Source organism: Halomonas alimentaria (assembly GCF_009902005.1).
In the GTDB taxonomy this organism is placed as follows: Bacteria; Pseudomonadota; Gammaproteobacteria; order Pseudomonadales; family Halomonadaceae; genus Halomonas; species Halomonas alimentaria.
Genome location: NZ_WUTT01000001.1, coordinates 1,181,305 through 1,204,445 on the forward strand (window position 1 = coordinate 1,181,305; position 23,141 = coordinate 1,204,445).

19 protein-coding genes and 1 tRNA gene are annotated in these 23,141 nt (G+C 66.6%); 5 read left to right on the plus strand and 15 right to left on the minus strand.

What is annotated here, in order from left to right:
• Nucleotides 1-62: 62 nt before the first annotated feature.
• The 4 genes from GRB96_RS05645 to GRB96_RS05660 form a co-directional block, all read right to left on the minus strand.
• Nucleotides 63-4,010, minus strand: coding sequence for a hybrid sensor histidine kinase/response regulator (locus GRB96_RS05645; RefSeq protein WP_161431231.1), 3,948 nt, complete (start codon nucleotides 4,008-4,010; stop codon nucleotides 63-65).
• Between the two features lie 66 nt (nucleotides 4,011-4,076).
• Nucleotides 4,077-4,595: a hypothetical protein gene (locus GRB96_RS05650; protein WP_161431232.1), complete on the minus strand. Its 519-nt coding sequence runs from the start codon at nucleotides 4,593-4,595 to the stop codon at nucleotides 4,077-4,079.
• 114 nt (nucleotides 4,596-4,709) lie between these two features.
• Nucleotides 4,710-6,506 carry a sodium:solute symporter family protein gene (locus tag GRB96_RS05655; protein WP_161431233.1) on the minus strand — a complete coding sequence of 599 codons (1,797 nt, stop codon included), beginning with the start codon at nucleotides 6,504-6,506 and terminating at the stop codon, nucleotides 4,710-4,712.
• A gap of 6 nt (nucleotides 6,507-6,512) precedes the next feature.
• On the minus strand, nucleotides 6,513-6,773 hold the full coding sequence (locus tag GRB96_RS05660; RefSeq protein ID WP_161431234.1) for a DUF4212 domain-containing protein: 261 nt from the start codon (nucleotides 6,771-6,773) through the stop codon (nucleotides 6,513-6,515).
• Between the two features lie 560 nt (nucleotides 6,774-7,333).
• On the opposite strand from GRB96_RS05660, the gene GRB96_RS05665 reads away from it, so the two are divergent.
• From GRB96_RS05665 to ttcA, 3 genes are all read left to right on the plus strand, one after another.
• On the plus strand, nucleotides 7,334-9,154 hold the full coding sequence (locus tag GRB96_RS05665) for a DUF294 nucleotidyltransferase-like domain-containing protein (protein ID WP_161431235.1): 1,821 nt from the start codon (nucleotides 7,334-7,336) through the stop codon (nucleotides 9,152-9,154).
• Between the two features lie 34 nt (nucleotides 9,155-9,188).
• On the plus strand, nucleotides 9,189-9,815 hold the full coding sequence (locus tag GRB96_RS05670) for a 3'-5' exonuclease (protein WP_161431236.1): 627 nt from the start codon (nucleotides 9,189-9,191) through the stop codon (nucleotides 9,813-9,815).
• An 84-nt stretch (nucleotides 9,816-9,899) separates the two neighbouring features.
• Nucleotides 9,900-10,826 carry a tRNA 2-thiocytidine(32) synthetase TtcA gene (gene ttcA / locus GRB96_RS05675; protein ID WP_161431237.1) on the plus strand — a complete coding sequence of 309 codons (927 nt, stop codon included), beginning with the start codon at nucleotides 9,900-9,902 and terminating at the stop codon, nucleotides 10,824-10,826.
• A gap of 236 nt (nucleotides 10,827-11,062) precedes the next feature.
• Here ttcA and fnr read toward each other — a convergent pair whose 3' ends face one another.
• The 11 genes from fnr to ccoN all read right to left on the minus strand — a co-directional run bounded on the left by fnr (nucleotide 11,063) and on the right by ccoN (nucleotide 22,026).
• Entirely contained in the window at nucleotides 11,063-11,806 is a 744-nt protein-coding gene (gene fnr / locus GRB96_RS05680; protein ID WP_161431238.1) for a fumarate/nitrate reduction transcriptional regulator Fnr, read from the minus strand.
• Nucleotides 11,807-11,914: 108 nt separating this feature from the next.
• Nucleotides 11,915-13,255 carry a radical SAM protein gene (locus GRB96_RS05685; RefSeq protein ID WP_161431239.1) on the minus strand — a complete coding sequence of 447 codons (1,341 nt, stop codon included), beginning with the start codon at nucleotides 13,253-13,255 and terminating at the stop codon, nucleotides 11,915-11,917.
• 91 nt (nucleotides 13,256-13,346) lie between these two features.
• The gene (locus tag GRB96_RS05690) at nucleotides 13,347-14,051 is read right to left on the minus strand and encodes a sulfite exporter TauE/SafE family protein (RefSeq protein WP_161431240.1); all 705 of its coding nucleotides are present in this window, start codon (nucleotides 14,049-14,051) and stop codon (nucleotides 13,347-13,349) included.
• Entirely contained in the window at nucleotides 14,051-14,278 is a 228-nt protein-coding gene (gene ccoS / locus GRB96_RS05695; RefSeq protein ID WP_161431241.1) for a cbb3-type cytochrome oxidase assembly protein CcoS, read from the minus strand. Before ccoS ends, GRB96_RS05690 begins: the two co-directional genes overlap by 1 nt.
• Nucleotides 14,275-16,761, minus strand: coding sequence for a heavy metal translocating P-type ATPase (locus tag GRB96_RS05700; RefSeq protein ID WP_161431242.1), 2,487 nt, complete (start codon nucleotides 16,759-16,761; stop codon nucleotides 14,275-14,277). Before GRB96_RS05700 ends, ccoS begins: the two co-directional genes overlap by 4 nt.
• A gap of 15 nt (nucleotides 16,762-16,776) precedes the next feature.
• Nucleotides 16,777-17,280, minus strand: coding sequence for a FixH family protein (locus GRB96_RS05705; protein WP_161431243.1), 504 nt, complete (start codon nucleotides 17,278-17,280; stop codon nucleotides 16,777-16,779).
• A gap of 1 nt (nucleotide 17,281) precedes the next feature.
• Nucleotides 17,282-18,721, minus strand: coding sequence for a cytochrome c oxidase accessory protein CcoG (gene ccoG / locus GRB96_RS05710; protein WP_240894132.1), 1,440 nt, complete (start codon nucleotides 18,719-18,721; stop codon nucleotides 17,282-17,284).
• Nucleotides 18,722-18,828: 107 nt separating this feature from the next.
• Nucleotides 18,829-19,758, minus strand: a complete 930-nt coding sequence (ccoP, locus tag GRB96_RS05715; RefSeq protein WP_161431244.1) for a cytochrome-c oxidase, cbb3-type subunit III — start codon at nucleotides 19,756-19,758, stop codon at nucleotides 18,829-18,831.
• Nucleotides 19,755-19,970, minus strand: a complete 216-nt coding sequence (locus GRB96_RS05720; RefSeq protein WP_161431245.1) for a cbb3-type cytochrome oxidase subunit 3 — start codon at nucleotides 19,968-19,970, stop codon at nucleotides 19,755-19,757. The genes ccoP and GRB96_RS05720 overlap by 4 nt, the downstream gene beginning before the upstream one ends.
• A 2-nt stretch (nucleotides 19,971-19,972) precedes the next feature.
• On the minus strand, nucleotides 19,973-20,578 hold the full coding sequence (gene ccoO, locus GRB96_RS05725; protein ID WP_161431246.1) for a cytochrome-c oxidase, cbb3-type subunit II: 606 nt from the start codon (nucleotides 20,576-20,578) through the stop codon (nucleotides 19,973-19,975).
• Between the two features lie 23 nt (nucleotides 20,579-20,601).
• Complete coding sequence (ccoN, locus tag GRB96_RS05730) at nucleotides 20,602-22,026, minus strand: cytochrome-c oxidase, cbb3-type subunit I (RefSeq protein WP_161431247.1); 1,425 nt, start codon at nucleotides 22,024-22,026, stop codon at nucleotides 20,602-20,604.
• Nucleotides 22,027-22,190: 164 nt separating this feature from the next.
• On the opposite strand from ccoN, the gene GRB96_RS05735 reads away from it, so the two are divergent.
• Both GRB96_RS05735 and GRB96_RS05740 read left to right on the plus strand, forming a co-directional pair.
• The gene (locus GRB96_RS05735; RefSeq protein WP_338074014.1) at nucleotides 22,191-22,934 is read left to right on the plus strand and encodes an alpha/beta family hydrolase; all 744 of its coding nucleotides are present in this window, start codon (nucleotides 22,191-22,193) and stop codon (nucleotides 22,932-22,934) included.
• Between the two features lie 89 nt (nucleotides 22,935-23,023).
• Nucleotides 23,024-23,099, plus strand: a tRNA-Val gene (locus GRB96_RS05740).
• Nucleotides 23,100-23,141: the final 42 nt, after the last annotated feature.

The following is a 23,141-nucleotide window of genomic DNA, read 5'->3' on the forward strand; positions in this document are numbered from 1 at the left end:
TTCAGGCTTCCAGCTTCCAGCTTCCAGCTTCCAGCTTCCAGCTTCCAGCTTACGGCTCGCCGCTAGCCGCTAGGCGCCCGGCTGGCCTGCAGGGTGCGGGTGAGCAGGGCGCGCAGGGCGGCGGGGCGCACCGGCTTGAGCAGCAGCTGGTAGCCGGCGCGCTTGACCTCCTCGGCGACCTCCTCGGTGCGGTCGGCGGTGATCACGATGCCGGGCACCGCGCCCTCCAGCCGCTCGCCGAGGGCCTCCAGGGCCATCAGTCCGGTGACCTCGTTGTCCAGGTGGTAGTCGGCGAGTATCGCGTCCGGGTCGCCATCGAGGTGGCGCAGCACCGACTTGGCGCCACCGATGCTGGTGGCGGTGAAGACCTCGCAGCCCCACCCGGAGAGCATCGCCTTCATGCCCTCGAGGATCAGCGTCTCGTTGTCGATGCACAGGATCTGTGTGCCGGCGAGCTTGTTGCCGGCACGGCGCGGGGCGGCCGCTTCCTCGGCCTGTTCGGCCTCGCTGCGCGCGGCCACCACCGGCACGCTGACCGAGAACATGGTGCCGTGACCCTCCCGGGAGCGCACCGTGATGGGGTGGTCCAGCACCCGGCTCATGCGGTCGGCGATGGAGAGCCCCAGGCCCAGCCCCTTCTCGCTCTCCTTGTGGCGCGAGGCCTGGTCGAGGCGGCGGAACTCCTGGAAGATCTCCGCCTGCTTGGAGGCCGGGATGCCGGGGCCGGAGTCCCACACCTGGATGGAGAGGCGGTCCCCCTGGCGACGGCAGCCCAGCAGCACCCGTCCCTCCTGGGTGTAGCGGATGGCGTTGGAGAGGAAGTTCTGCACGATGCGACGCAGCATCTGGGCGTCGCTGTCGACCCACTGGCGGGTCGGTACCACCACCAGGTCGAGGCCGCGGTCCTCGGCCATCACCTCGAACTCGGCGCGTAGCGGGCGGATGATATCGGCCAGGGCGAAGTGGCTGCGGCGCGGCGTCAGGGCGCCGGCATCCAGCTTGGAGATGTCGAGCAGGGTGCTGAGGAGCTCCTCGGCGGCCTGCAGGGAGTTGTCGATATGGCCGATGGTGCGCTTCATGTCGCTGGCATCCATCTCCTGGGAGAGCGCCGAGGTGAACAGGCGGGCGGCGTTCAGCGGCTGCAGCAGGTCATGGCTGGCGGCGGCCAGGAATCGGGTCTTGGAGGCGTTGGCATCCTCGGCCAGCTGCTTGGCCTGGCGCAGCGCCTGCTCCGCCTCGGCGCGCACCCGGTTCTCCTGGCGTAGCGCCGCGTTGGCCTCGGAGAGCGCCTGGGTGCGCTCGCGTACGCGCTCCTCCAGGGTCTCGTTGGTCTCCTTGAGGGCGATCTCCGCGAGGCGGCGCTCGGTGATGTCCTGATAGAGGGCGAAGAAGCCGAGTATCGCGCCGCTGTCGCCGAAGTGGGGGGTGTAGGTCACCAGCATGTAGCGGCGTCCCTCGGGGAGCCGGATCGAGACCTCGAAGCTGACCCGCTCGCCGGACAGCGCCCGCTCGATCCACTGCTCCCGTTCCAGGGCCATCTCGGGCGGGATGACCTCCTGCACGCGCTTGCCGATCACCGCGTTGCGGTCGATGCCGAAGGCTTGCTCGTAGGCGCGGTTGGTGAAGAGGTAGCGACACTCCTTGTCGAAGTAGGCGATCAGCGCGGGGACGTTGTCCGTGTAGATGCGGATGTTGTTCTCCGAGCGGATCAGCGCCTCCTCGATGCGCTTCTGCTGGGTGATGTCCTGGTAGGTATAGACGAAGCCGCCGCCGGGCATGGGATTGCCCTGGACCTCGAGCACGCTGCCGTCCTGGCGATAGCGCACGTAGCGGTGGGGCTGGCCCTCGCGGATGTTGTCGAGCAGCAGCTGGACATGCTCCTCGGGGTCGCCGGGGCCATACTCGCCGTTGTGGGCGTTGTAGCGAAAGATCTTGTCGATCGGTGCGCCGACCCGGATCAAGTGGTCCGGGAAGCGGAACAGCTCCAGGTAGCGCTGGTTCCACACCACCAGGCGCAGGTTCTGGTCCACCACGCTGATGCCCTGGTTGATGTTCTCGATGGTGGCCTGGAGCAGGGCGCGGTTGAATTCGAGTACCTGGGAGGCCTCGTCGACGATGGAGATGACGTCGGAGATGCCGATGCCGCGTCCCTGCAGCGCCGAATTGACCACGATGCGCGCCGAGGAGGCGCCGAGCACCGAGGCCAGGAAGCGCTCGGTGAACTGGATGATGTCGATGGAGGCGCGGGTACCATCCTCCAGCGGCTTGCCGCTGCGCCGGGCGTAGTCGTCGAAGGCCCGGCTGACCTGGCCGGCGCCCAGGAAGCGTTCGCACAGTACCTTGAGGTCGCCCACCGTGGTGGCGCCGGTCCAGGGACGGTTCACCGAGGTCTGGCGGGTCTCGACGCTGTCGACGAACAGCGAGGCCTGGATGCGTTCCACCACCCGCTGGGAGGTGACCTGGGAGACGAAGATATAGCAGAACAGGTTGACACCCAGCGACAGCATCACGCCGTGGGTGAAGCTGTCGCCGACGTTGAGGCCGAACAGCGAGGTGGGGGCGAGCCAGGCCACGCCGAGCGGGCCGCCCGCCAGCCACTCGGCGGGCAGCACGTCGGCGCCGATCATCGCCGGCATCAGCAGGCTGTAGGCCCAGATGGCGAAGCCGGCGTTCATGCCGACGATCACCCCCAGGCGGTTGCCACGCTTCCAGTAGAGTCCGCCGATCAGTGCCGGGGCGAACTGGCCGGCGGCGGCGAAGGAGAGCATGCCGATGGAGGCCAGCGAGGTGAACTCGCCGATCAGCTGGTAGAAGCCGTAGGCCATGGCCAGCACCGCGCCGATGGTGATGCGCCTTGCGCGCAGCACCAGGCGGCCATAGTCGCGGGCCTTGGTATCGAACCAGCGCAGCCGGAACAGGGCCGGGATGACGATCTCGTTGGAGATCATGATCGATACCGCCACGGCGGCGACGATCACCATGCCGGTGGCCGCCGAGAAGCCGCCGATGAAGGTCAGCAGGGTCAGCCAGGTGCTGTCGGCAGCCATGGGCAGGGCCAGCACATAGCTGTCCGGCTCCACGTCGCCGCCGGCGAACAGGGTCAGGCCGGCGGCGGCCAGGGGCACCACGAAGAAGGCGAATGCCAGCAGGTAGAGCGGGAACAGCCAGCGCGCGGTGCGCGCGTCGTCGCGGTGGGTATTCTCCACCACCGCCACGTGGAACTGGCGCGGCAGGCAGAGGATCGCCAGCATCGCCAGCAGGGTCTGGGCCCAGAAGCTCTGCCCGAAGTCCTGCTGGGCCAGCTGGCGCTGGAGCTCGAGCTGGCTCTCGGCGCGTGCCAGAAGGTCGCCCAGCCCGTCGAACATGCCCCAGGTGACATAGGCCCCCAGCGCCATGAAGGCGAGCAGCTTGACCAGCGACTCGAAGGCCACGGCGTGGATCAGCCCCTCGTGGTGCTCGGTGGCGTCGGTGTGGCGGGTGCCGAAGAGGATGGCGAAGGCGGCCATCACCACTGCCACGTAGAAGGCGGTATCGGCGAACAGCGGCGCGCGGGTGATATCGCTGTCGGCAGTCAGCACGCTGAAGGAGGTGGCCACGGCCTTCAGTTGCAGGGCGATATAGGGCAGGGTGCCGATCAGTGCCACCAGGCTGGCGAAGGCCGCCAGCGACTGGGTCTTGCCGTAACGCGAGGCGATGAAGTCGGCGATGGAGGTGACGTTCTGGTGCTTGGCGACGCGGATCATCTTGGCCAGTACCGGCCAGAACAGCAGGAAGGTCAGGATCGGCCCCACGAAGATGCTGGCGAAGGACCAGCCGCCGCTGGCGGCCTGGCCTACCGCACCGTGGAAGGTCCAGGAGGTGCAGTAGATGGCCAGTGCCAGGCTGTAGATGATCGGCCGTCGCTGACTGGCGCCGTGGCGCCGGGCATGGCGATCGCCGCGCCAGGCGATGGCGAACAGTACGGCGATGTAGAGCAACGATGCGGCGACCAGCAGCCAGCCTGAGAACATGAGCTTCCTCCCTGGGTGTCGCCGCCCATTCTAGGGCAAGGACGCGGCTGAGGGCAGGCGCATGGTTCAGTCGGTCTCTACACAGACGGCGCGGTAGAGCGGGGCCTCCGCCGTCAGGCGTCGCAGGGCGTCCAGCTGTGGCTGGCGCGACTCGCCCGCCAAGGGCAGGGTCTCGCGGGTGGCGCAGTTCATCAGCCAGGTCTGGTGGCTGACACTGTCCTGGGCCTGCTTCTCGAAGCGGTAGAGCAGGAATTCGACCCGTTTCTCGCCATCCTGCTCCTGGACCGTCATGCCCTGCTCGTCGACCACGCTGAAGGCGGTGGTCATGGGGAAGAGGTAGGTCCAGGGGCGCCAGAACATGGCGTCCTGCTCGGCCTGGACGACGCGGGCGCTTTCCGGCAGCAGCGAGCGCTTGTGCTCGTACCAGCTGTACTCCGTCTGGATCTGGTAACCGAGCATCCCCAGGCCGCCCAGTGCGGGGATGATCCAGCGCGGCAGGCGCTTGCCACTGACCTTGCGCAGCAGCAGGCCGATGCCCGCCGCCCCGAGGCCGGCGAAGATCGCCCCAATCAAGTGCCAAATCATGGTTCACCTTTTCTCAAAGAGATCGGGCTTCCCAAGGGAAGCCCGATCGGTAGGGAGTTACTGGCCCGGCGAGCCGGGCCAGGGGGCCATTATGGCCCAGTCGGTGCCGAGACGTCAGTGCTCGGTTGCGGCACCAGCACCCTTGGGATAGCGGACGCTCTCCACCAGGTCCTGGATCTCCTGCGGGGGCTCTTCGGTGGCGGTGGATACCAGGTAGGCCACCGTGAAGTTGAAGATCGCACCCACCGCGCCGAAGGAGAGCGGCGAGATGCCCAGGATCCAGTTGTCCGGGGTGTTGGCCAGCATGTTGGTCTCGGGAATGAAGAACCAGCCCAGGTAGGTGAAGATGTAGAGCAGGGTGGCGATCAGGCCGGTCAGCATGCCCGCCACGGCGCCCTTGTTGTTCACCCGCTTGGAGAAGATCCCCATCATCAGCGCCGGGAACAGCGAGGCGCCGGCGATACCGAAGGCCAGGGCCACCGTCTGGGCGGCGAAGCCCGGCGGGTTGAGGCCCAGGTAGGTGGCCAGCAGGATGGCGCCCGCCATGGAGATCCGTGCGGCCAGCATCTCGCCCTTCTCGGTGATCTTCGGGTTGATCATGGTCTTGATCAGGTCGTGACTGATCGCCGAGGAGATGGCCAGCAGCAGGCCCGCCGCGGTGGAGAGGGCAGCCGCGATACCGCCGGCGGCGATCAGGCCGATGACCCACGGGGGCAGGTTGGCGATCTCGGGGTTGGCGAGTACCAGGATGTCGTTGTTGACGGTCAGCTCGCTGCCTGCCCAGCCACGCGCCTCGGCGGTGTCGGCGAAGTCGGCGTTGCCGTCGTTATAGAGCTGGATGCGGCCGTCGTCGTTCTTGTCCTCGAAGTTGATCAGGCCGGTCTCCTCCCAGGTGCGAATCCATCCCGGGCGCTCCTCGTAGACCAGCGCATTGCTGGCGGCGGCCTCGTAGTCCTCGACCTGGCCGGCCATCTCCGGATAGACCGTGGTGGCGAGGTTCAGGCGTGCCATGGAGCCCACAGCCGGTGCGGTGAGGTAGAGCAGGGCGATGAACACCAGCGCCCAGCCGGCGGACCAGCGAGCATCGGCCACCTTGGGCACGGTGAAGAAGCGGATGATGACGTGGGGCAGGCCCGCGGTACCCACCATCAGCGACAGGGTGAACAGCACCATGTTGAGCTTGTTGTCGACGTCCGCCGTGTAGTCGCGGAAGCCCAGGGCGTTGACCACATCATCGAGCTTCTCCAGCAGCGGTAAGCCGGACTCGGTGTGGGTGCTGAACATGCCGAACATGGGGATCGGGTTGCCGGTCAGCTGCATGGCGATGAACACCGCCGGGATGGTGTAGGCGATGATCAGCACGATGTACTGGGCCACCTGGGTGTAGGTGATGCCCTTCATGCCGCCGAAGACCGCATACAGGAACACGATGAAGGCCGCGATCCAGATGCCCCAGGTGTTGGAGACCTCGAGGAAGCGCGAGAAGGCCACGCCGGCACCGGTCATCTGGCCGATGACGTAGGTCACCGAGGCGACGATCAGGCAGATGACGGCCACCAGGCGTGCGGCGTTGCTGTAGAAGCGGTCACCGATGAAGTCCGGCACCGTGAACTTGCCGAACTTGCGCAGGTAGGGCGCCAGCAGCATGGCCAGGATGACGTAGCCGCCGGTCCAGCCCATCAGGAAGGTGGAGTTGGCATAGCCGCCGGAAGCCAGCAGGCCGGCCATGGAGATGAACGACGCGGCGGACATCCAGTCGGCGGCGGTGGCCATGCCGTTGGTGATCGGATGGACGCCGCCGCCCGCCACATAGAAGTCCTTGGTCGAGCCCGCTCGGGCCCAGATCGCGATGCCGATGTAGAGGGCAAACGAGGCCCCTACGAACAGCAGGTTGATGGCAAATTGACTCATGCTGTCTTACTCCCCGAGTCCGAATTTCTTGTCGAGTTGGTTCATTCGCCAGGCGTAGAAGAAGATCAGGCAAATGAATGTCAGGATCGAACCCTGCTGGGCGAACCAGAAGCCCAGGTCGGTACCGCCTACCGGGATGCCGGCGAGCAGTGGCCGGAACAGGATGGCGCAGCCGTAGGAGACGAAGGCCCAGACGACCAGGCAGCCTGCGATCAGGCGCACGTTGGCCTTCCAGTACTCTGTTGAGTCGACTTTCTCTTCTGCCATGTCGTGTTCTCCACTTGTTGTTGAGCTAGGGAACTTGTGCAGTCGTGGGTTGAAGGATCACCAGGGCAATCGCACGCCCCCGGCCGTGAGACGCATTGGTGTCGTGCGATTGCCCTGTATGACGCAGGTGGATAGTGGTCAATGAGGGGCAAAAATGAATCCCAGACTTTCGTATCATGAGAATAAAGCTATTCAACGAATTTTATAAAAATACCTATATTACAAATACTTGGGTTGGTGCTTTTCGTGAAATGTCGGGAGGCTCGGTGGCGGGATAGAACCATGGTATATCCTGCGCTCCTTGTACCTTTGTCTAGGCTGAAAGAAGAGGGTGGGACATTGGTCTAAACGGCGGCAGGTCGATACGTTGGTCTAGCTTATCGGCGAGGTGTCGTGGTTGTTATGCTTCAGCCAAGTCCCGATGTGTCATCGGCTTCGTCGACAGCCGATCATGCCTGCGGACACCAATAACAATACCTCCGCTGTAAGGGAGCCCGGGTCGCCGTCGTGCGAATTCCGGGGGCTTTCTCTCAGTGGCGGTCGATCCGTGAGGTCCAGCCATGGTCGATCTCGATCTTTCCCAGCCGCCTTTCACGCTGCTCGACGACGCCGGTCGCGAGCGCGTGCGTCAGGGTGTCGATCTGGCCTACTTCGACCGCGACGAGATCATCCTCGAGGCCGGCCAGCCCGGCGAGTATGTCTTCATTATCCACAAGGGCGAGGTGGCCGAGATCGACACCACCCAGCCCGCGGCCCGGGAACGCCTCGGTCATTACACCCAGGGCGACCTGTTCGGCGCCATCAGCATCCTCAACGGCAAGAGCCGCTATCGCTTCCGCGCCGAGCAGGAGAGTCTCTGCTACCTGCTGCCCAAGGCGCTTTTTCTCGAGCTTTGCGACGACTGCCCGCCGTTCGCCGAGTTCTTCCGCCAGACCCTGGCCCACAAGGCCCGTCTGCTTACCGAGCAGCGTGCCGAGGGCGGGGTGACCATGGCCGGTTTCATGCTGGCGGCGGTGGACGAGTGCATGCGCGAGCCACTGGTGGTGCCCGCCGCCACGACCATCGCCGAGGCGGTGGCCACCATCAATGAGCGACGTGCCGATTCGTTGCTGGTGGCGCGTGACGGTGGCCACGGCATGGTCACCAAGACCGACCTGCTCAATGCCCTGGTGGTGGACGAGCGTGGCCGCGACTCTCCGCTGGAGGGGCTGGGGCGGGCCGAGTTGATCACGGTGACGCCGGGCCAGTACCTGTTCGAGGCACTGGTGATCATGACCCGCCACAAGGTGGAGCGGGTGGTGGTGGTGAAGGGGGAGACACCGGTGGGGGTGGTGGAGCTGACCGACGTGCTCAGCTACTTCTCCAGCCGCAGCTACGTGGTCAGCCTCCAGGTGGAGCAGGCGGAGAGCCTCGAGGCGCTGGCCGCCGCCAGTCGCCGCACGCCCGAGCTGGTCAGCGCGCTGATGGCCCAGGGGGTCAAGCTGCGCTTCGCCATGGGGCTGCTGGCGGCCCTCAACGGGCGAATCATCAACAAGGCCTGGGGCTTCCTGGTGGATGAGCGCTACCAAGGCGACAGCTGCCTGATGGTGATGGGCAGCGAGGGGCGCGGTGAGCAGATCCTCAAGACCGACCAGGACAATGGCCTGATCCTGGCCGATGACCTCGACTGGCCCGACTGCGCCGAGCAGATGCAGCGTCTGACCGACACCTTGATCGAGCTGGGCTATCCGCCCTGTCCCGGCAATATCATGGTCTCCAATCCCGAATGGGTGGGCACGGTCAGCCAGTGGAAACAGCGCATCGCCCGCTGGATCGAGGCCCGCGACGGCGACAGCCTGATGAAGCTCGCCATCATGCTCGACTCCCATGCGGTGGCGGGTAACCCGGCGCTGCTCGACCGCGTGCGTGATGATCTCTTCGCCCAGTGTGCCGGCAACGAACTGCTGCTCTCCTACTTCGCCCGTACCATCCTGCGCTTCTCCACACCGCTGACCCTGTTTGGCTCGCTCAAGCGGCCCCAGCACGGCATCGATATCAAGAAGGGCGGCATCTTCCCCATCGTCCACGGGGTGCGGGTAATGGCCCTGGAGCGCGGCATCCGGCCCACCTCGACCCTGGAGCGCCTGGAGGCCCTGGCCGCCGACGGCCGTCTGGAGCCGCGCTTCGCCGAAGACCTGGCCGAGGCGCTGTCGCTGTTCACCGAGCTGCGCCTCAAGCAGCAGCTGGCCCGGCGCGAGGGCGAAGACGAGAGCCGTAACCCCGACCGGGTCGTGGTTCAGGAGCTTTCGTCGCTGGAGCGCGACCTGCTGCGCGAGGCGTTGCATATCGTCAAGGACTTCAAGCAGCGCCTCTCGCATCGTTTCCACCTGGAATACTCATGAACCGACGGAACGACAACGACACAAGGAGACCGTCATGCTCAAGGTCCTGAGGCGCGTCGCGGACCGACGACGCCATGCCAACGGCGAGTACGCCTGGCTGTTTCACCCCTATACCGGGGACGAGATGGTGGTGATAGACACCGAGACCACCAGCCTGGATACCCGCAGCGCCGAGCTGGTGTCGATCGCCGCGGTGCGGGTGCGTGGCGACCGCATCCTGACCAGCGACTCCCTGGATCTGCGCCTGAGGCGCCCCGACTCGCTGACCGGTGACTCCATCCGCATTCACGGCCTGCGCGGCATGGATCTCGATAACGGCGAGAGCCTTGACGCGGCCCTGGAGCGGCTGCTCGACTTCGTCGGCAATCGCCCGCTGGTGGGCTGGCATCTGGGATTCGATCTGGCGATCCTCAACCGCGAGCTGCGTCCGCGCTTCGGCTTCGAACTGCCCAACGCCACCGTGGACGTTGCCCAGCTGTGGCGCCGCCGGTTGCGTCGTCGACACCCGGAGATCGACGGCCAGCCGCGCTTCGAGCGGGTGGCGGAGCGCCTCGGCGTGCCGGTGATGGGGCGTCACACCGCCCTGGGCGATGCCGTGACCACCGCGCTGATGTTCCTGCGCCTGGAGAGGGGCCAGGACGCCGGCGACCAGCTGGCCTGAGGGCCATCGGCGTCGCCTGGGGGCGTCGCCGATGGTAGGATGGCGACCTCTCCATTTCCGCCCGCACTGGCAGCGCCAAGACCCATGCAAGACGCCGTGACCTTCGACCCCCGCGCCCTCGCTTCCGCCACGCAAGGGAGCGCCCCGCAAGAGCCCGTCACCCCTGAGAGCACCGAGCCTCCCGATGCCCGGGCGAAGCGCGAGTTCAACAAGCTGCACAAGCGCCTTCGGCGCCAGGTGGGCAACGCCATCATCGACTACGGGATGATCCATGAGGGAGATCGGGTGATGGTCTGCCTCTCCGGAGGCAAGGACAGCTACACCCTGCTCGAGATCCTGCGCAGCCTGCAGCGCAATGCCCCCGTGGCCTTCTCGCTGGTGGCGGTCAACCTCGATCAGAAGCAGCCCGGTTTCCCCGAACACGTGCTGCCCGAGTACCTGGAGGGCACGGGCGTCGAGTACCACATCCTCGAACGCGACACCTACTCGGTGGTCAAGGAGAAGACCCCCGAGGGCAAGACCACCTGCGCGCTCTGCTCGCGGCTGCGTCGTGGCTCCCTGTATGGCTTCGCCGAGGAGATCGGCGCCACCAAGATCGCTCTGGGCCACCACCGCGAGGATATTCTCGAGACGCTGTTCCTCAACATGTTCTTCGGTGGCAGCCTCAAGGCGATGCCACCCAAGCTGCTCTCCGACGATGGCCGCAACATGGTGATCCGGCCGCTGGCCTACTGCCGCGAGGCGGATATCGCCGAGTTTTCCCGGCAGATGGCCTTCCCGATCATCCCCTGCAACCTGTGTGGCTCCCAGCCCAACCTGCAGCGCCAGGTGGTCAAGGAGATGCTGGCGGAATGGGAGGCGAAGCACCCGGGACGCCTGGAGAGCATGTTCAAGGCGGTGACCAACGTCGCCCCCTCGCAACTCGCCGACCGCGATCTCTTCGACTTCGCCGGTCTGGAAGAGAAGCAGACGCGCATGCAGGCCAACCGAATCGATATCTTGAACGAGTAGGTCAGCGACAAGCAGTGACCTTCAAGGAACCCCCTGACTAAGCGCTATCGCCGATGGCTGACTCGCTCAAGGCTGTTCCGGCGACTGGCCTTCGAGGGGGCGCTGTGAACCCGTCCATGGGCGCTACCTCGGCCATCCCTGGTCCTCGGACCCCCTCTACGACCAGTCCCCGGCGCCTCTCGCTACGAGTCATTGCGATACACCTGTTGGCTGGCTCCTCATGCCGCCTTGCAGCTTCAGTGCGCACCCTCTTCCTCGGCCAGGCGGGTGAGCGCCGGCAGGTCGAGGATATTGACCTCCCGGCCGGAGACGGCCACCAGGCCCTGGGTCTGGAAGCGACCGAGGATGCGGCTCACTGTCTCCACCGCCAGGCCCAGGTAGTTGCCGATATCGGCCCGCGACATGGAGAGGCGGAAGCTGTAGGGGGAGTAGCCGCGGCGGCGGAAGCGCTCCGAGAGGCTGGTGAAGAAGCTCGCCAGGCGCTGGTCGGCGGTCTTGCGTGACAGCAGGCGCATCATGCGGCGGTCGTCACGCAGCTCCTTGCTCATGCTGCGGTAGAGCTGGCCGCGCAGCTCCGGCAGCGACTCCGAGAGGTGGTCGAGACGATCGAAGGGGATCTCGCAGACGGTGGTGGTCTCCAGTGCCACCACGGTGCCCGGATAGTGTTGCTCGTCGATGCCGTCGAGGCCCACCAGCTCGCTGGGCAGGTAGAAATTGGTCAGCTGGTCATCGCCGCTGCCCTCGGTGGTCACCTGCTTGAGGCTGCCCGAGCGAACCGCGAACACGCTGGTGAAGGGGCTGTCCTGGCGGAACAATGCCTCGCCCTTCTTGAGTGGTGCGCGGCGCCGGATGATGGCATCGAACTGGTCCATGTCCTCCACCTCCAGTGCCAGAGGCAGGCAGAGCGAGCTGAGGCTGCAGGTCTGACAGCGCGTCTCCTGCAGCACCGAACGCCGTCGGCCGGTGAGGGTATCCGCCATGGCCCTTTCCTTCTTGATCGTGGTCATCGGCCCATTATGGAGCAAACCGCGGGCAGGGCAAACCACCCTGGGCAGGGGATCAAGAGCATTGCGGTCCCGAAGGGAGCGTCAGGGGCCCGGCGGGGGGGCGAGTGCCTCGAGGATGCGGGGCAGTTGCCAGTGCCCTTCGGCGGTCAGTGCCATCCGGCCGCCCGAGAGGTCGACCAGCCCCTCGGTACACAGTGCCTCGAGATCGGCGCCTGTCGACAGCGTGGCAGGGTCGATGGAACGGCTGCAGAGCAGTGCCTCGAGTGTCGCCTGGTGATGCTGCTGGTCGGGGGTCAGGCGGATTCCGCATGCAGTGGGCAGACGGCTGGCATCCAGAGCCCCCTCGTAGCCCGCCAGGGTGTCGGCGTTGCGAACCCAGAGCTCACCAATGCGGCTGTGGGCACCCATGCCGAGCCCCAGCAGGTCACCGGCGGGACCCTGGGTAAAGCCCAGCGGGCCATGCCCCAGATTACCGCTGGCGCGGGCCTGGGCCAGGCGGTCGTCGCGACGCGCGAAGAGGCCGAGGCCGATATGCACGTAGCCGGCTGCGTCCAGGTGGGCACGTGCCTCGGTCAGCAGCCGGCGGCGCGTCGCCGCGTCGGGTAGCCAGTCGCGATGGATGGCGCGCTGGGCCAGGTGACGCTCAGGGCGGTGGTCGTAGCGATGGAGGCGGATGCGTGCCGGGGCCATGCCGAGTACCTGCTCGAGGGTATCGGCGAGGCCCTGCGGTGTCTGGAAGGGCAGGCCGAGCATCAGCGACAGCGTCAGCTCCCTAAAGCCCAGGCGGTCGGCTTCGTCGACCAGTGCCTCGGTCAGTGCCCGGGGCTGGATACGGTTGATCGCCTGCTGTACCCGGGAGTCGAGCTCCTGCACGCCCAGGCTTAGGCGGTTGAAACCCAGCGCCTGCAAGTGGCGAAGGGTGAGCATGTCGGCCTCGCGGGGGTCGAGCTCGATACTGAAGTCGCGATCCCGGGCGGCGGAGAGCCCCAGGCGGGCGTCCAGGCGGTCGAAGAGGTCGCTCATCTGGTCCAGGGCGAGGAATGCCGGCGTCCCACCGCCCCAGTGCAGGCGTGACACCGGGGGCAGTCCGCTCAGCCGGCGCCGGGCCAGTACCATCTCGCGGTCGAGTCGCGACAGGTAGGGTTCGGCCTGGCGGCTGTCGTGGGAAGGTACACACTGGCTGGCGCAGAAGCGGCAGGCGTGACGGCAGAAGGGCAGGCGCACCTTTACCGCCAGGGAGGCCGCTGCCGGGCGATCGGCGAGGGCCGACTCCAGCTCCGGGGCTCCGACGCCCTCATGATAGTGGTGGGGCGCGGGATAGGCGACCTCGGTAGCCGATACCAGATCACCCGCGCCGGACAGCGGCTCTCGAGGCGGTCTCGAGGCCCCTTGGAAGGCAGTGCGCTTGGCGTGAACGGACATGGGGCGACTCCGGGTCGTGAACATGCTCCTCATGCTAGGGTGCCACGGCCAGGCAAGCGTTGAGCTACGTCAATCCCATGTGGAATAGTCGTCAGCCGAGATGGGCTCCGCCTCCCGGGAGCAGCTGCCACAGCTGCCAGAGTGCGAAGGCGATGATCGTCAGTGCAGCGATGCTGCGGGTAGCCGGGTGGCGAATCAGGCCGGCCAGCTGGCGGGCGGCGAGCCCGGTGGCCAGCAGTGCCGGCAGGGTGCCGAGCCCGAAGGCACCCATCAGCAATGCGCCGCGCAGCGGGTCGGCCATGGCCAGACTCCAGGCCAGCATCGAGTAGACCAGGCCGCAGGGCAGCCAGCCCCATACCGCGCCCAGCGCCATCGCCTGGGGCACCCTGACCACCGGCATCAGGCGCCGTCCGACCGGCTCCAGGTGGCGCCACAGGCGCCTGCCCACCGCCTCCACCCGCAGCAGGCCCTTCCACCAGTCGGCGATATACAGCGCCATCAGGATCAGCATCACAGCGGCGAAGCCCTGCAGGACGAGGCGGGTGGGAGCGGTCAGCGAGAGCAGGGTGCCGAGCGCCGCCGCCAGTGCGCCGGCGACCATGTAGCTGGTGATGCGGCCCAGGTTGTAGCCCAGCAGCAGGCCAGTGAGGCGCGCCGGGTGGCGCATGCTGGGGGGGACTGCGAAGGAGAGGGCGCTCATGATGCCGCCGCACATGCCGATGCAGTGGGCGCCGCCCAGCAGGCCGAAGACGAAGGCCGCGGCGAAGGGCGGCAGGTCGAGTCCGGTAGGGTCCATCAACGCTTCTCGTCGTCGGGGTCACGGGCCGACGGCGTCGTGTCGTCGGCCTCTTCGGGGGGGCGCCGCTCGGCGGGGCGGTCGTTCTCGTCGTCGTCGAAGAGGATGCGATAGGCCGGCCCCTCCAGATCCTCGAACTGGTCGTGCTTGACCGCCCAGAAGAAGGCCCAGACGGCCAGGCCGAGCAGGATCAGCGACAGCGGGATCAGCAGGTAGAGAATGCTCATGGGTTGACCTCCGAGGGCGTGGCGGCCGGGGCAGCGGACGCATCGGCGAGGCGGCTGCGGAAACGGTTGAGGCGCAGGGCATTGCCCACCACCACCAGGGAGCTGGCCGACATGCCGATGGCGGCCAGCCAGGGGGGCACGATGCCGATGGCGGCCAACGGCATCGCCGAGGCGTTGTAGACCACCGACCATAGCATGTTCTGGCGCATCACCCGACGGGTGGCACGGCACAGTTCCACCGCCTCGGCGATGCGTGACAGGCGCGGACTGAGCAGGATGGCGTCGGCGCTGGTGCGCGCCAGGTCGGTGGCACCGTTCATGGCGATGGCCACGTCGGCGCCAGCCAGCACCGGCACGTCGTTGATGCCGTCGCCGACCATGGCGACCCGTTCGCCTTCGGCCTGGCACTCGCGGATGCGCTCGAGCTTGCGTTCGGGGCTGGCGCTGCCCTCCCAGGTCGCGATGCCCAGGCGGCTGGCCAGGCCCTCGGCAGCCCCGGGAGTGTCGCCGGAGAGCAGTTCCACGGCGAGGCCGAGCTCCTGCAGCATGGCTATCGTCTCGGCGGCGTCGTCACGCACCTGGTCCTGCAGGCGAAACCAGCAGCGCGGCTCGCCATCCTCGGCCAGCAGCAGCCACTGGCCCTCTCCGGGGGGCTCCGGGGAGGCTCCCGGGGCGGCGAAGTCCGCGCGGCCCAGCCGCCAGGCTCGGCCGTCCAGCCGCCCCTCGAGCCCCTTGCCCGGGCGGCTGGTGACCTGTTCGGCGTGTTGGCCCGCATCGCGGTAGGGGTGGAAGGCCCGCGCGATGGGGTGTTCGGAGCGTGCCTCCAGGGCGGCGGCCAGAACGCGGGCCGAGGCCGCGTCGAGCCCGCCCAGCGGACGCGTCTCCACCAGACTCATGCGGCCGGTGGTCAGGGTCCCGGTCTTGTCGAGGATCACCCGGTCGACCTGGGAGAGTGCCTCGATGGCGTCAGCCCGGGTGACCAGCACGCCGCGTCGGCGCAGCTGGCCGTGGCCGGCGGTGAGGGCGGTGGGTGTCGCCAGGGCAAGGGCGCAGGGGCAGGTGACCACCAGCACCGAGAGGGTGACCCATAGTACCCGGGAAGGGTCGATGAACCACCACACGATGGCCACCCCCAGGGCCACGAACAGCAGCCTGAGCACGAACAGGTGGGCCATGCGCGCGGCCATCTGGGCCAGGCGTGGACGGCTGGCGAAGGCGCGGTCGGTGAGGTCGACGATGCCGGAGACTCGGGAGTCGCGGCCGGCATGGGTCACGCGCACGACCAGCGGGCTCTCCATGTTGTGGCTGCCACCGGTGACGGTGTCACCCACACGCCGGGTCACCGGCAGGTACTCACCGGTGAGCATCGACTCGTCGAGGCTCGACTCACCCTCCTCGACCACGCCGTCGGCGGGCACGGTGTGGCCGGGCTTGACCAGCACCCGGTCATCGGCGGCAAGCTCGCCGGCGGGCAGGATGCGCTCCTCTCCCGCGTCGGTGAGGCGGATCGCCGAGGGGGGCAGGGCGCCGGCCAGGGCGTTGCCGGTATGACCGCTGCGGCGCCGGGCGCGGGCCTCCACATAGCGCCCGAAGAGCAGGAAGAAGGTGAACATCGCCACCGAGTCGAAGTAGACCTCTCCCATGCCGCTGATCACCGCATAGCCGCTGGCCAGATAGGCGCCGCCGATGGCGATGGAGACCGGCACGTCCATGCCCAGCACCCGGGTGCGCAGGTCACGCAGCGCGTTGCGGAAGAACGGCAACGCGGAGAAGAACACCACCGGGGTGGCCAGGGCGAAGGAGAGCCAGTGGAACAGGGCGAGGAAGTCCTCGCTGATCTCCCCGGGGCCGGCCACGTAGATGGGAATCGAGAACATCATCACCTGGGCCATGCCCACCGCGGCGACGATCAGGCGGCGCACGGTCATGCGCTCCTCGCGCTGCAGTCGCGCCTGGGCCTCGTCGGGCTCCCAGGGCTGGGCCTGGTAGCCGATGGCAGCCATCTCGGCGAGGATCCGCGACAGCGTGACCCGGCTCGGGTCCCAGCTGACGCGTACCCGGTGGTGGGTGAGGTTGACCGCGCTTGCGGCGATGCCCTCGAGGCCATTGAGCCGGTGCTCGATCAGCCAGGCGCAAGCGGCACAGGTGATGCCGTCCACCGCCAGGGTGGCGTGGACGCGGCCGCTGTCGTCCCCCTCGGGATGCACGAACTGGCGCTGCAGCCCGGGATCGTCGAATACCGCCCAGGTCTCGGCCCGGGCGGCGTCGCGATCATCGGGGCGCTCCGGCAGCTCGGTGCGGAAGCGGTAGTAGCTGGCCAGCCCGCCATCCACGATGGCGTGGGCCACCGCCTCGCAGCCGGGACAGCACAGCGGATGGCGAGTGTCATCCAGGGTGATCGACCAGGGTGCCCTGGCGGGCACCGGGTTGCCGCAGTGATAGCAGGGCGCGTCGCGGGAGGTGTCAGCAGTGTCGGTCGTCATGTCGCAGGCGCCGGGCTAGAGGCCCGGTTCCAGAGCGGCCTCGTCGTCGCTGGGGAAGCTCGCCTCGCCGGTCAGCCGCCATTCGGCCTCTTCTCCGGCCACGGGCTGCAGCTGCAGGTACCAGCGATGGCGCAGCGGCTCGTCCAGGGTGGTGACGTAGCGTCCCTCGCGCACGTGCTGGAGGGTCAGCTCGCGGTCGAAGTCGCTGTCGGTGGGGAAGATCAGCGCCAGGTGCAGCTGTTCCGGCTGGCGCGGCCCCTCCAGGTCGACCACCACATCGCCGGTGCGGTTGTCGACCCGCAGACGGGCCTCGAGCCCCAGCTCCAGGGCGTGCTCCTGCTTGGCCAGCTGTTCGTTGATGGCCAGGCCGCGCTCGTAGTAATCGCCGCCCACCGAACCATCGTAGTAGCGGATCGAGAGTGTCAGATAGACCAGGCTGAAGGTGATGGACGACAGCAGCAGCCCGATCAGGAACCAGGGCCAGAACTGCTTGTACCAGGGCTTGATATCTTCGCTCATCTTATCTCCGCAGGTCGCCGAGGAAACGCGCCTCGCGCTCCAGGGTTATATCGGGTGACTGTTCGGCGGTCAGTCGCAGGGTAATGGCGTGGCTCGGCTGCTCGATGGCATCACCCGGGGCGCTGATGGTGATCACCCGCTGGCGGGAGTCGCTGGCCGGTACCTGGATGCTGTCGGTATCCAGCGTCAGCCCCGGAAGCCCGGAGGCCTCCAGGCGATACACGTGGGCCTCGGCGTCCATGTTGCGCACCGTGATGGCATAGCTGTTGCTGATGCTCCCGTCGGCACTGGTCTGGAACAGCCGGTTACGGTCGCGCTCGACGTCGAAGGAGAGCGGTGTGCGATCTCCCACTGTCCAGGCGAAGAGCCCGATCATCACCAGCAGCGCGGCGAGATAGCCCATCAGGCGCGGACGCAGGATGTGGGTCGGCTTGCCCTCCAGGGCATTCTCGGTGGTATAGCGGATCAGCCCGCGGGGGTAGCCCATCTTGTCCATCACGCTGTCGCAGGCGTCGATGCAGGCCGCACAGGTGATGCACTCGTACTGCAGCCCGTCGCGAATGTCGATGCCGGTGGGGCAGACCTGTACGCAGAGGTCGCAGTCGATGCAGTCGCCATGGCCTGCCTCCCGGGCCTCGGCGTGGGAGAGGCTCTTCTTGCGCGCCCCGCGGGGCTCGCCGCGGGCCTCATCGTAGGAGACGATCAGGGTGTCGCGGTCGAACATCACCGACTGGAAGCGGGCGTAGGGGCACATGTAGATGCACACCTGCTCGCGCAGCCAGCCGGCGTTGAGATAGGTGAAGACCAGGAAGAAGCCCACCCAGAAGTAGGACCAGCCGTGGGCCTCGAGGGTCGGCAGTTCCACCACGAGCTCCCGGATGGGGGTGAAGTAGCCCACGAAGGTGATGCCGGTGGCCAGGGCGATGGCCAGCCAGATGGCGTGCTTGGCCCCCTTGCGCCAAAGCTTGTCGGCATTCATGGGCTGCTTGTCGAGCTTGATGCGGCGGTTGCGCGACCCTTCCAGGCGATGTTCCACCCAGATGAACAGGAAGGTCCAGACGCTCTGCGGACAGGTGTAGCCACACCAGACGCGGCCGGCGAACACGGTGATGAAGAACAGGCCGAAGGCGCAAATGATCAGCAGCCAGGAGAGCAGCATGAACTCCTGGGGATAGAAGGTGGCCGAGAAGATATGGAATTCGCGGCCGGGGAGGTTGAACCAGATCGCCGGGCGATCACCCCAGGGGACCCAGGGCAGGATGAAGAAGGCCAGCATCAGCACCCAGTTGGAGGCCCGGCGCAGGCGCTGGAAGAACCCCTTGATCTCGCGCACGTAGATATGGCGGCGGCTCGCGTACATCTCCTGGGTGACGGCTTCCTGTGGGTTGTGACGCTCCACGGGATCCGGGGTGACATCGTGGGTCGGAATCTTGTCGCTCATGGCGGGCTCGCGTCTGGAAGGTGGGATCCATTGTATCGATGCGCTGCACAAACGAGAAAGGGTGCGACTTGGAGCCGCACCCTTTCTTCACCCGATGGCAGGTCGCCTCAGTCCTGGGCGCGCAGGCTGTAGACGTAGGCGGCCACCAGGTGGACGCGCTCCTCGCCGATATAGGCGGCCTGGGCCGGCATGTGGCCGTTACGGCCGTTGCGCAGGGTCTGGCGCACGGAGTCCGCGACGCTCTGGCCGGGCTGCTGGTAGAGCCAGATATCGTTGGTCAGGTCGGGCGCACCGAGTGCCTGGTTGCCGGTGCCGTCGGGCATGTGGCATGCCGCACACACCGAGGCGAAGGTCGCCGCACCGCTCTCGGCACGTTCGGCCTCATGCTCCTGGCCAGACAGTGACAGCACGTGCTGGGTGACGTTCTCGATGTTCTCCTGGCCGAGCTGCTGCCAGGAGGGCATCAGGCCGTTGCGGCCGTTGTTGAGGGTCGCCATGATCTGCTCCGGCTCGCCACCGTACAGCCACTCGTCGTCGGTCAGGTTGGGGAAGCCGTAGCCGCCCTGGGCGCCTGAACCGTGACACACCGCACAGTTGTTGAGGAAGATGCGCTCCGCGACCTGCATCGCCTCGGCGTCCTGGGCCAGCTCGGGGATCGGCACCTCCTCGTACTGGGCGAAGATCGGCGTGAAGCGCTCCTCGGCGCGCGCCACTTCCTCTTCCCACTGGCCCTCCTGGCTCCAGCCCAGCACGCCGGCGAAGTTGCCGAGGCCCGGGTAGAGCACCAGGTAACCCAGTGCGAAGATCACGGTGCCCACGTAGAGCTGGAACCACCAGCGCGGCAGCGGGTTGTCGTACTCCTCGATGCCATCGGCGGCGTGGCCGGTGGTATCCACGTTGCCCTCGGCATCAGGGGTCTTGTCGGTCTTGCGGTTGGCGTAGAGCAGCCAGAAGGCAATCCCGATGGAGCCCAGCGTGATGACGATGATCCAGGCGCTCCAGAACCCGGAAAGGGAGTCACCCCAGAGATTGTTCATGTGTTCCTGTCTCCCTTGTGCTTGCGGGAATCGGCCCCGTTCGGCGAGGCGCTCGTGTCACGGTTCGGTTGTTCGTCATCGTCGGCGAAGGGCAGGTTGGCCGCCTCGTCGAAGTCAGGCTTGCGACGCTTCGAATAGGCCCACACCGTGATGCCGATGAAGGCCACGATCAGTACGCCGGTGACGATGCCGCTTACGGTGCCGCTATCCATGATCAGTTGCCCTTGAGGACGGTGCCCAGCTGCTGCAGGTAGGCGATCAGTGCGGTGATCTCCTGCTCGCCGCGAACCTCACTGGTGGCGTTGTCGATCTGCTCGTCGGTGTAGGGCACGCCGAGGGCACGCAGGGCGCGCATCTTCTTCGGGGTGTCCTCGCCGTCGAGGGTGTTCTCGAACAGCCAGGGGTAGGCGGGCATCACCGACTCGGGTACCACGTCACGCGGGTTGTACATGTGGGCGCGGTGCCAGTCATCGCTGTAGCGGCCGCCGACGCGGGCCAGGTCCGGCCCGGTACGCTTGGAACCCCACAGGAAGTTGTGGTCGTAGACCGACTCGCCGGCCACGCTGTAGTGGCCGTAGCGCTCGGTCTCGGCACGGAAAGGGCGCACCATCTGGGAGTGGCAGCCCACGCAGCCCTCGCGGCGGTAGATATCGCGGCCTTCCAGCTCCAGGGCCGAGAGGGGTTCGAGGCCCTCCACCGGCTGTGTGGTCTGCTTCTGGAAGAACAGCGGTACCACCTCGGCCAGGCCGCCGAAACTGATCACCACCAGGATCAGCACGGCGAGCAGGCCGACATTCTTTTCGACGATCTCGTGTCTCATTGGAAGTCTCGTTCCCTGTAGGCTCAGGCAGTCTGCGGAAGCGGCTGGCGAGCACCCTCACCGCGCTTGACGGTCATGGTGACGTTGTAGGCCATGATCAGCATGCCGGTGACCCAGCACAGGCCGCCGATCAGGCGCACGATGTAGCCCGGGCCGCTGGCCTCGACGGCCTCGACGAAGGTGTACATCAGGGTGCCGTCGGGGTTGATGGCGCGCCACATCAGGCCCTGCAGGATACCGTTGACCCACATGGAGGCGATATAGAGCACGGTGCCGATGGTGGCCAGCCAGAAGTGCACGGCGATCAGGTTGACGGAGTGCATCTCGGTGCGGCCGAACAGGCGCGGGATCAGGTGGTACATGGAGCCGATGGTGATCATCGCCACCCAGCCCAGGGCGCCGGCGTGGACGTGACCGATGGTCCAGTCGGTGTAGTGGGAGAGGGCGTTGACGGTCTTCACCGCCATCATCGGGCCCTCGAAGGTGGACATGCCGTAGAAGGAGAGGGCCACCACCAGGAAGCGCAGGGTCGGGTCGGTGCGCAGCTTATGCCAGGCGCCGGAGAGGGTCATCATGCCGTTGATCATGCCGCCCCAGGAGGGAGCCAGCAGGATGATCGACATGATCATGCCCAGCGACTGAGCCCAGTTGGGCAGCGCGGTGTAGTGCAGGTGGTGCGGGCCGGCCCACATGTAGACCATGATCAGCGCCCAGAAGTGGACGATGGAGAGCCGGTAGGAGTAGACCGGACGCTCGGCCTGCTTGGGCACGAAGTAGTACATCATGCCCAGGAAGCCGGCGGTCAGGAAGAAGCCCACCGCGTTGTGCCCATACCACCACTGCACCATGGCGTCGATGGCGCCCGAGTAGATGGAGGTGGAGTACATGGCGGTGACCGGAATCGCCGCGTTGTTGACGATGTGCAGCACCGCCACGGTCAGGATGAAGGCGGCAAAGAACCAGTTGGCCACATAGATATGGGAGGTCTGGCGCCGCTTGATGGTCATCAGGAAGACGATGGCATAGCTGATCCAGACGACGGCGATCAGGATGTTGATCGGCCACTCCAGCTCGGCATACTCCTTGGTGGTAGTCATGCCCAGCGGCAGTGAGACCACCGCGGAGAGGATCACCGCCTGCCAGCCCCAGAAGGTGAAGGCGGCGAGCCGGTCGGAGAAGAGCCGGGTCTGGCATGTCCGCTGCACCACGTAGTAGGAGGTGGCGAACAGTGCCGAGCCGCCGAAGGCGAAGATGACGGCATTGGTATGCAGCGGGCGCAGGCGTCCGAAGCTGGTCCAGGGCAGATCGAGGTTCAGTTGCGGCCAGACCAGCTGGGCGGCGAGGATGACACCGAGTGTCATGCCCACGATGCCCCAGACCACGGTCATGATCGCGAACTGCCGAACTACCTTGTAGTTGTAGGTCGGGTGTTCAAGTGCTGTGCTCATGTCGGGTTCCCATCGAACGCGGTAGGAGATAAAGCTGCGTCAGTTTGTCACAGACGCGGCCTCCCTGAGGATGATGCAAGTCAATTCGCGGAGGATTCTACCCCAGCCGGGCAATATCCTGAACACGCCAATCGGCGTAATCGTAGAACTCGCAAGGAGATCTCTTGTCGCATTATACCGACCTGGATTATGCGTCCATTACCCCGGCCGAGTGTCGCCAGCGGCTGCTGAGAGGCGAGAATGGCCACTGGCAGCTGCCCGATGGCCCCCTCGAGGTAAGCGGCCAGGCGACGGTTGGTCGGCTGCTGATCGCCCATGGCGCGGGCGCGGGCCAGGATTCCACGTTCCTGCAACGGCTGCGCGCCGGCCTGGCCGAAGGTGGTGTACAGACCCTGGCCATCGAGTTTGCCTATCTCCAGCAGATGCGCCGGGAAGGGCGCCGGCGTCCACCACCGCGTGTCGATCGCCTGGTCGAGGAGATGGCGGCCTGGTGCGACTTTCTGTCACACCCTGAGCTGCCTCCCCTGTGGCTGGGCGGAAAGTCCATGGGTGGAAGGGTTGCCAGCCTGCTCGCCGCCCGCGACGGTGCCCCGGGCCTGGTGCTGTGCGGCTATCCCTTTCATCCACCCGCCAAGCCTGAACGGCTGCGCCTGGATCACTGGCCGCGGCTCGCCTGCCCCACCCTGGTGATCCAGGGCACTCGCGACCCCTTCGGCACTCGGGAGGAGGTGGCAGGCTATGCACTCTCCGAGCACGCGCGACTGCACTGGCTGCAGGATGGTGACCACGACTGGAAGCCGCGGCGCGCCAGCGGCAGGAGTCAGGCACAGCTGATCGATGAGGGAGTTGCCGCCATCGTTGCCTTCATGACCGCGCACGCCAGCGGCCATCCACAGCCAAGTGAATGAATCCGCTGGTGAATGCGGTAGCGACGCCGGGTGACAAAAAGCGTTGACTTTGAAAGCCGCCCCTGTAGAATACAGCGCCACGTGACCGGGGGTGGTTAGCTCAGCTGGGAGAGCACCAGCCTTACAAGCTGGGGGTCACAGGTTCGAACCCTGTACCACCCACCACTGCCTCGGCAGTTCCGAATCACGTAGGTAGCACGCAGCGGC

Bases quoted from the DNA above. Each gene is read 5' to 3' on its own strand.
- GRB96_RS05645 (WP_161431231.1), bottom strand. From the start codon at position 4,010: ATGTTCTCAGGCTGGCTGCTGGTCGCCGCATCGTTGCTCTACATCGCC.
- GRB96_RS05650 (WP_161431232.1), bottom strand. From the start codon at position 4,595: ATGATTTGGCACTTGATTGGGGCGATCTTCGCCGGCCTCGGGGCGGCG.
- GRB96_RS05655 (WP_161431233.1), bottom strand. From the start codon at position 6,506: ATGAGTCAATTTGCCATCAACCTGCTGTTCGTAGGGGCCTCGTTTGCC.
- GRB96_RS05660 (WP_161431234.1), bottom strand. From the start codon at position 6,773: ATGGCAGAAGAGAAAGTCGACTCAACAGAGTACTGGAAGGCCAACGTG.
- GRB96_RS05665 (WP_161431235.1), top strand. From the start codon at position 7,334: ATGGTCGATCTCGATCTTTCCCAGCCGCCTTTCACGCTGCTCGACGAC.
- GRB96_RS05670 (WP_161431236.1), top strand. From the start codon at position 9,189: ATGCTCAAGGTCCTGAGGCGCGTCGCGGACCGACGACGCCATGCCAAC.
- ttcA (WP_161431237.1), top strand. From the start codon at position 9,900: ATGCAAGACGCCGTGACCTTCGACCCCCGCGCCCTCGCTTCCGCCACG.
- fnr (WP_161431238.1), bottom strand. From the start codon at position 11,806: ATGGCGGATACCCTCACCGGCCGACGGCGTTCGGTGCTGCAGGAGACG.
- GRB96_RS05685 (WP_161431239.1), bottom strand. From the start codon at position 13,255: ATGTCCGTTCACGCCAAGCGCACTGCCTTCCAAGGGGCCTCGAGACCG.
- GRB96_RS05690 (WP_161431240.1), bottom strand. From the start codon at position 14,051: ATGGACCCTACCGGACTCGACCTGCCGCCCTTCGCCGCGGCCTTCGTC.
- ccoS (WP_161431241.1), bottom strand. From the start codon at position 14,278: ATGAGCATTCTCTACCTGCTGATCCCGCTGTCGCTGATCCTGCTCGGC.
- GRB96_RS05700 (WP_161431242.1), bottom strand. From the start codon at position 16,761: ATGACGACCGACACTGCTGACACCTCCCGCGACGCGCCCTGCTATCAC.
- GRB96_RS05705 (WP_161431243.1), bottom strand. From the start codon at position 17,280: ATGAGCGAAGATATCAAGCCCTGGTACAAGCAGTTCTGGCCCTGGTTC.
- ccoG (WP_240894132.1), bottom strand. From the start codon at position 18,721: ATGAGCGACAAGATTCCGACCCACGATGTCACCCCGGATCCCGTGGAG.
- ccoP (WP_161431244.1), bottom strand. From the start codon at position 19,758: ATGAACAATCTCTGGGGTGACTCCCTTTCCGGGTTCTGGAGCGCCTGG.
- GRB96_RS05720 (WP_161431245.1), bottom strand. From the start codon at position 19,970: ATGGATAGCGGCACCGTAAGCGGCATCGTCACCGGCGTACTGATCGTG.
- ccoO (WP_161431246.1), bottom strand. From the start codon at position 20,578: ATGAGACACGAGATCGTCGAAAAGAATGTCGGCCTGCTCGCCGTGCTG.
- ccoN (WP_161431247.1), bottom strand. From the start codon at position 22,026: ATGAGCACAGCACTTGAACACCCGACCTACAACTACAAGGTAGTTCGG.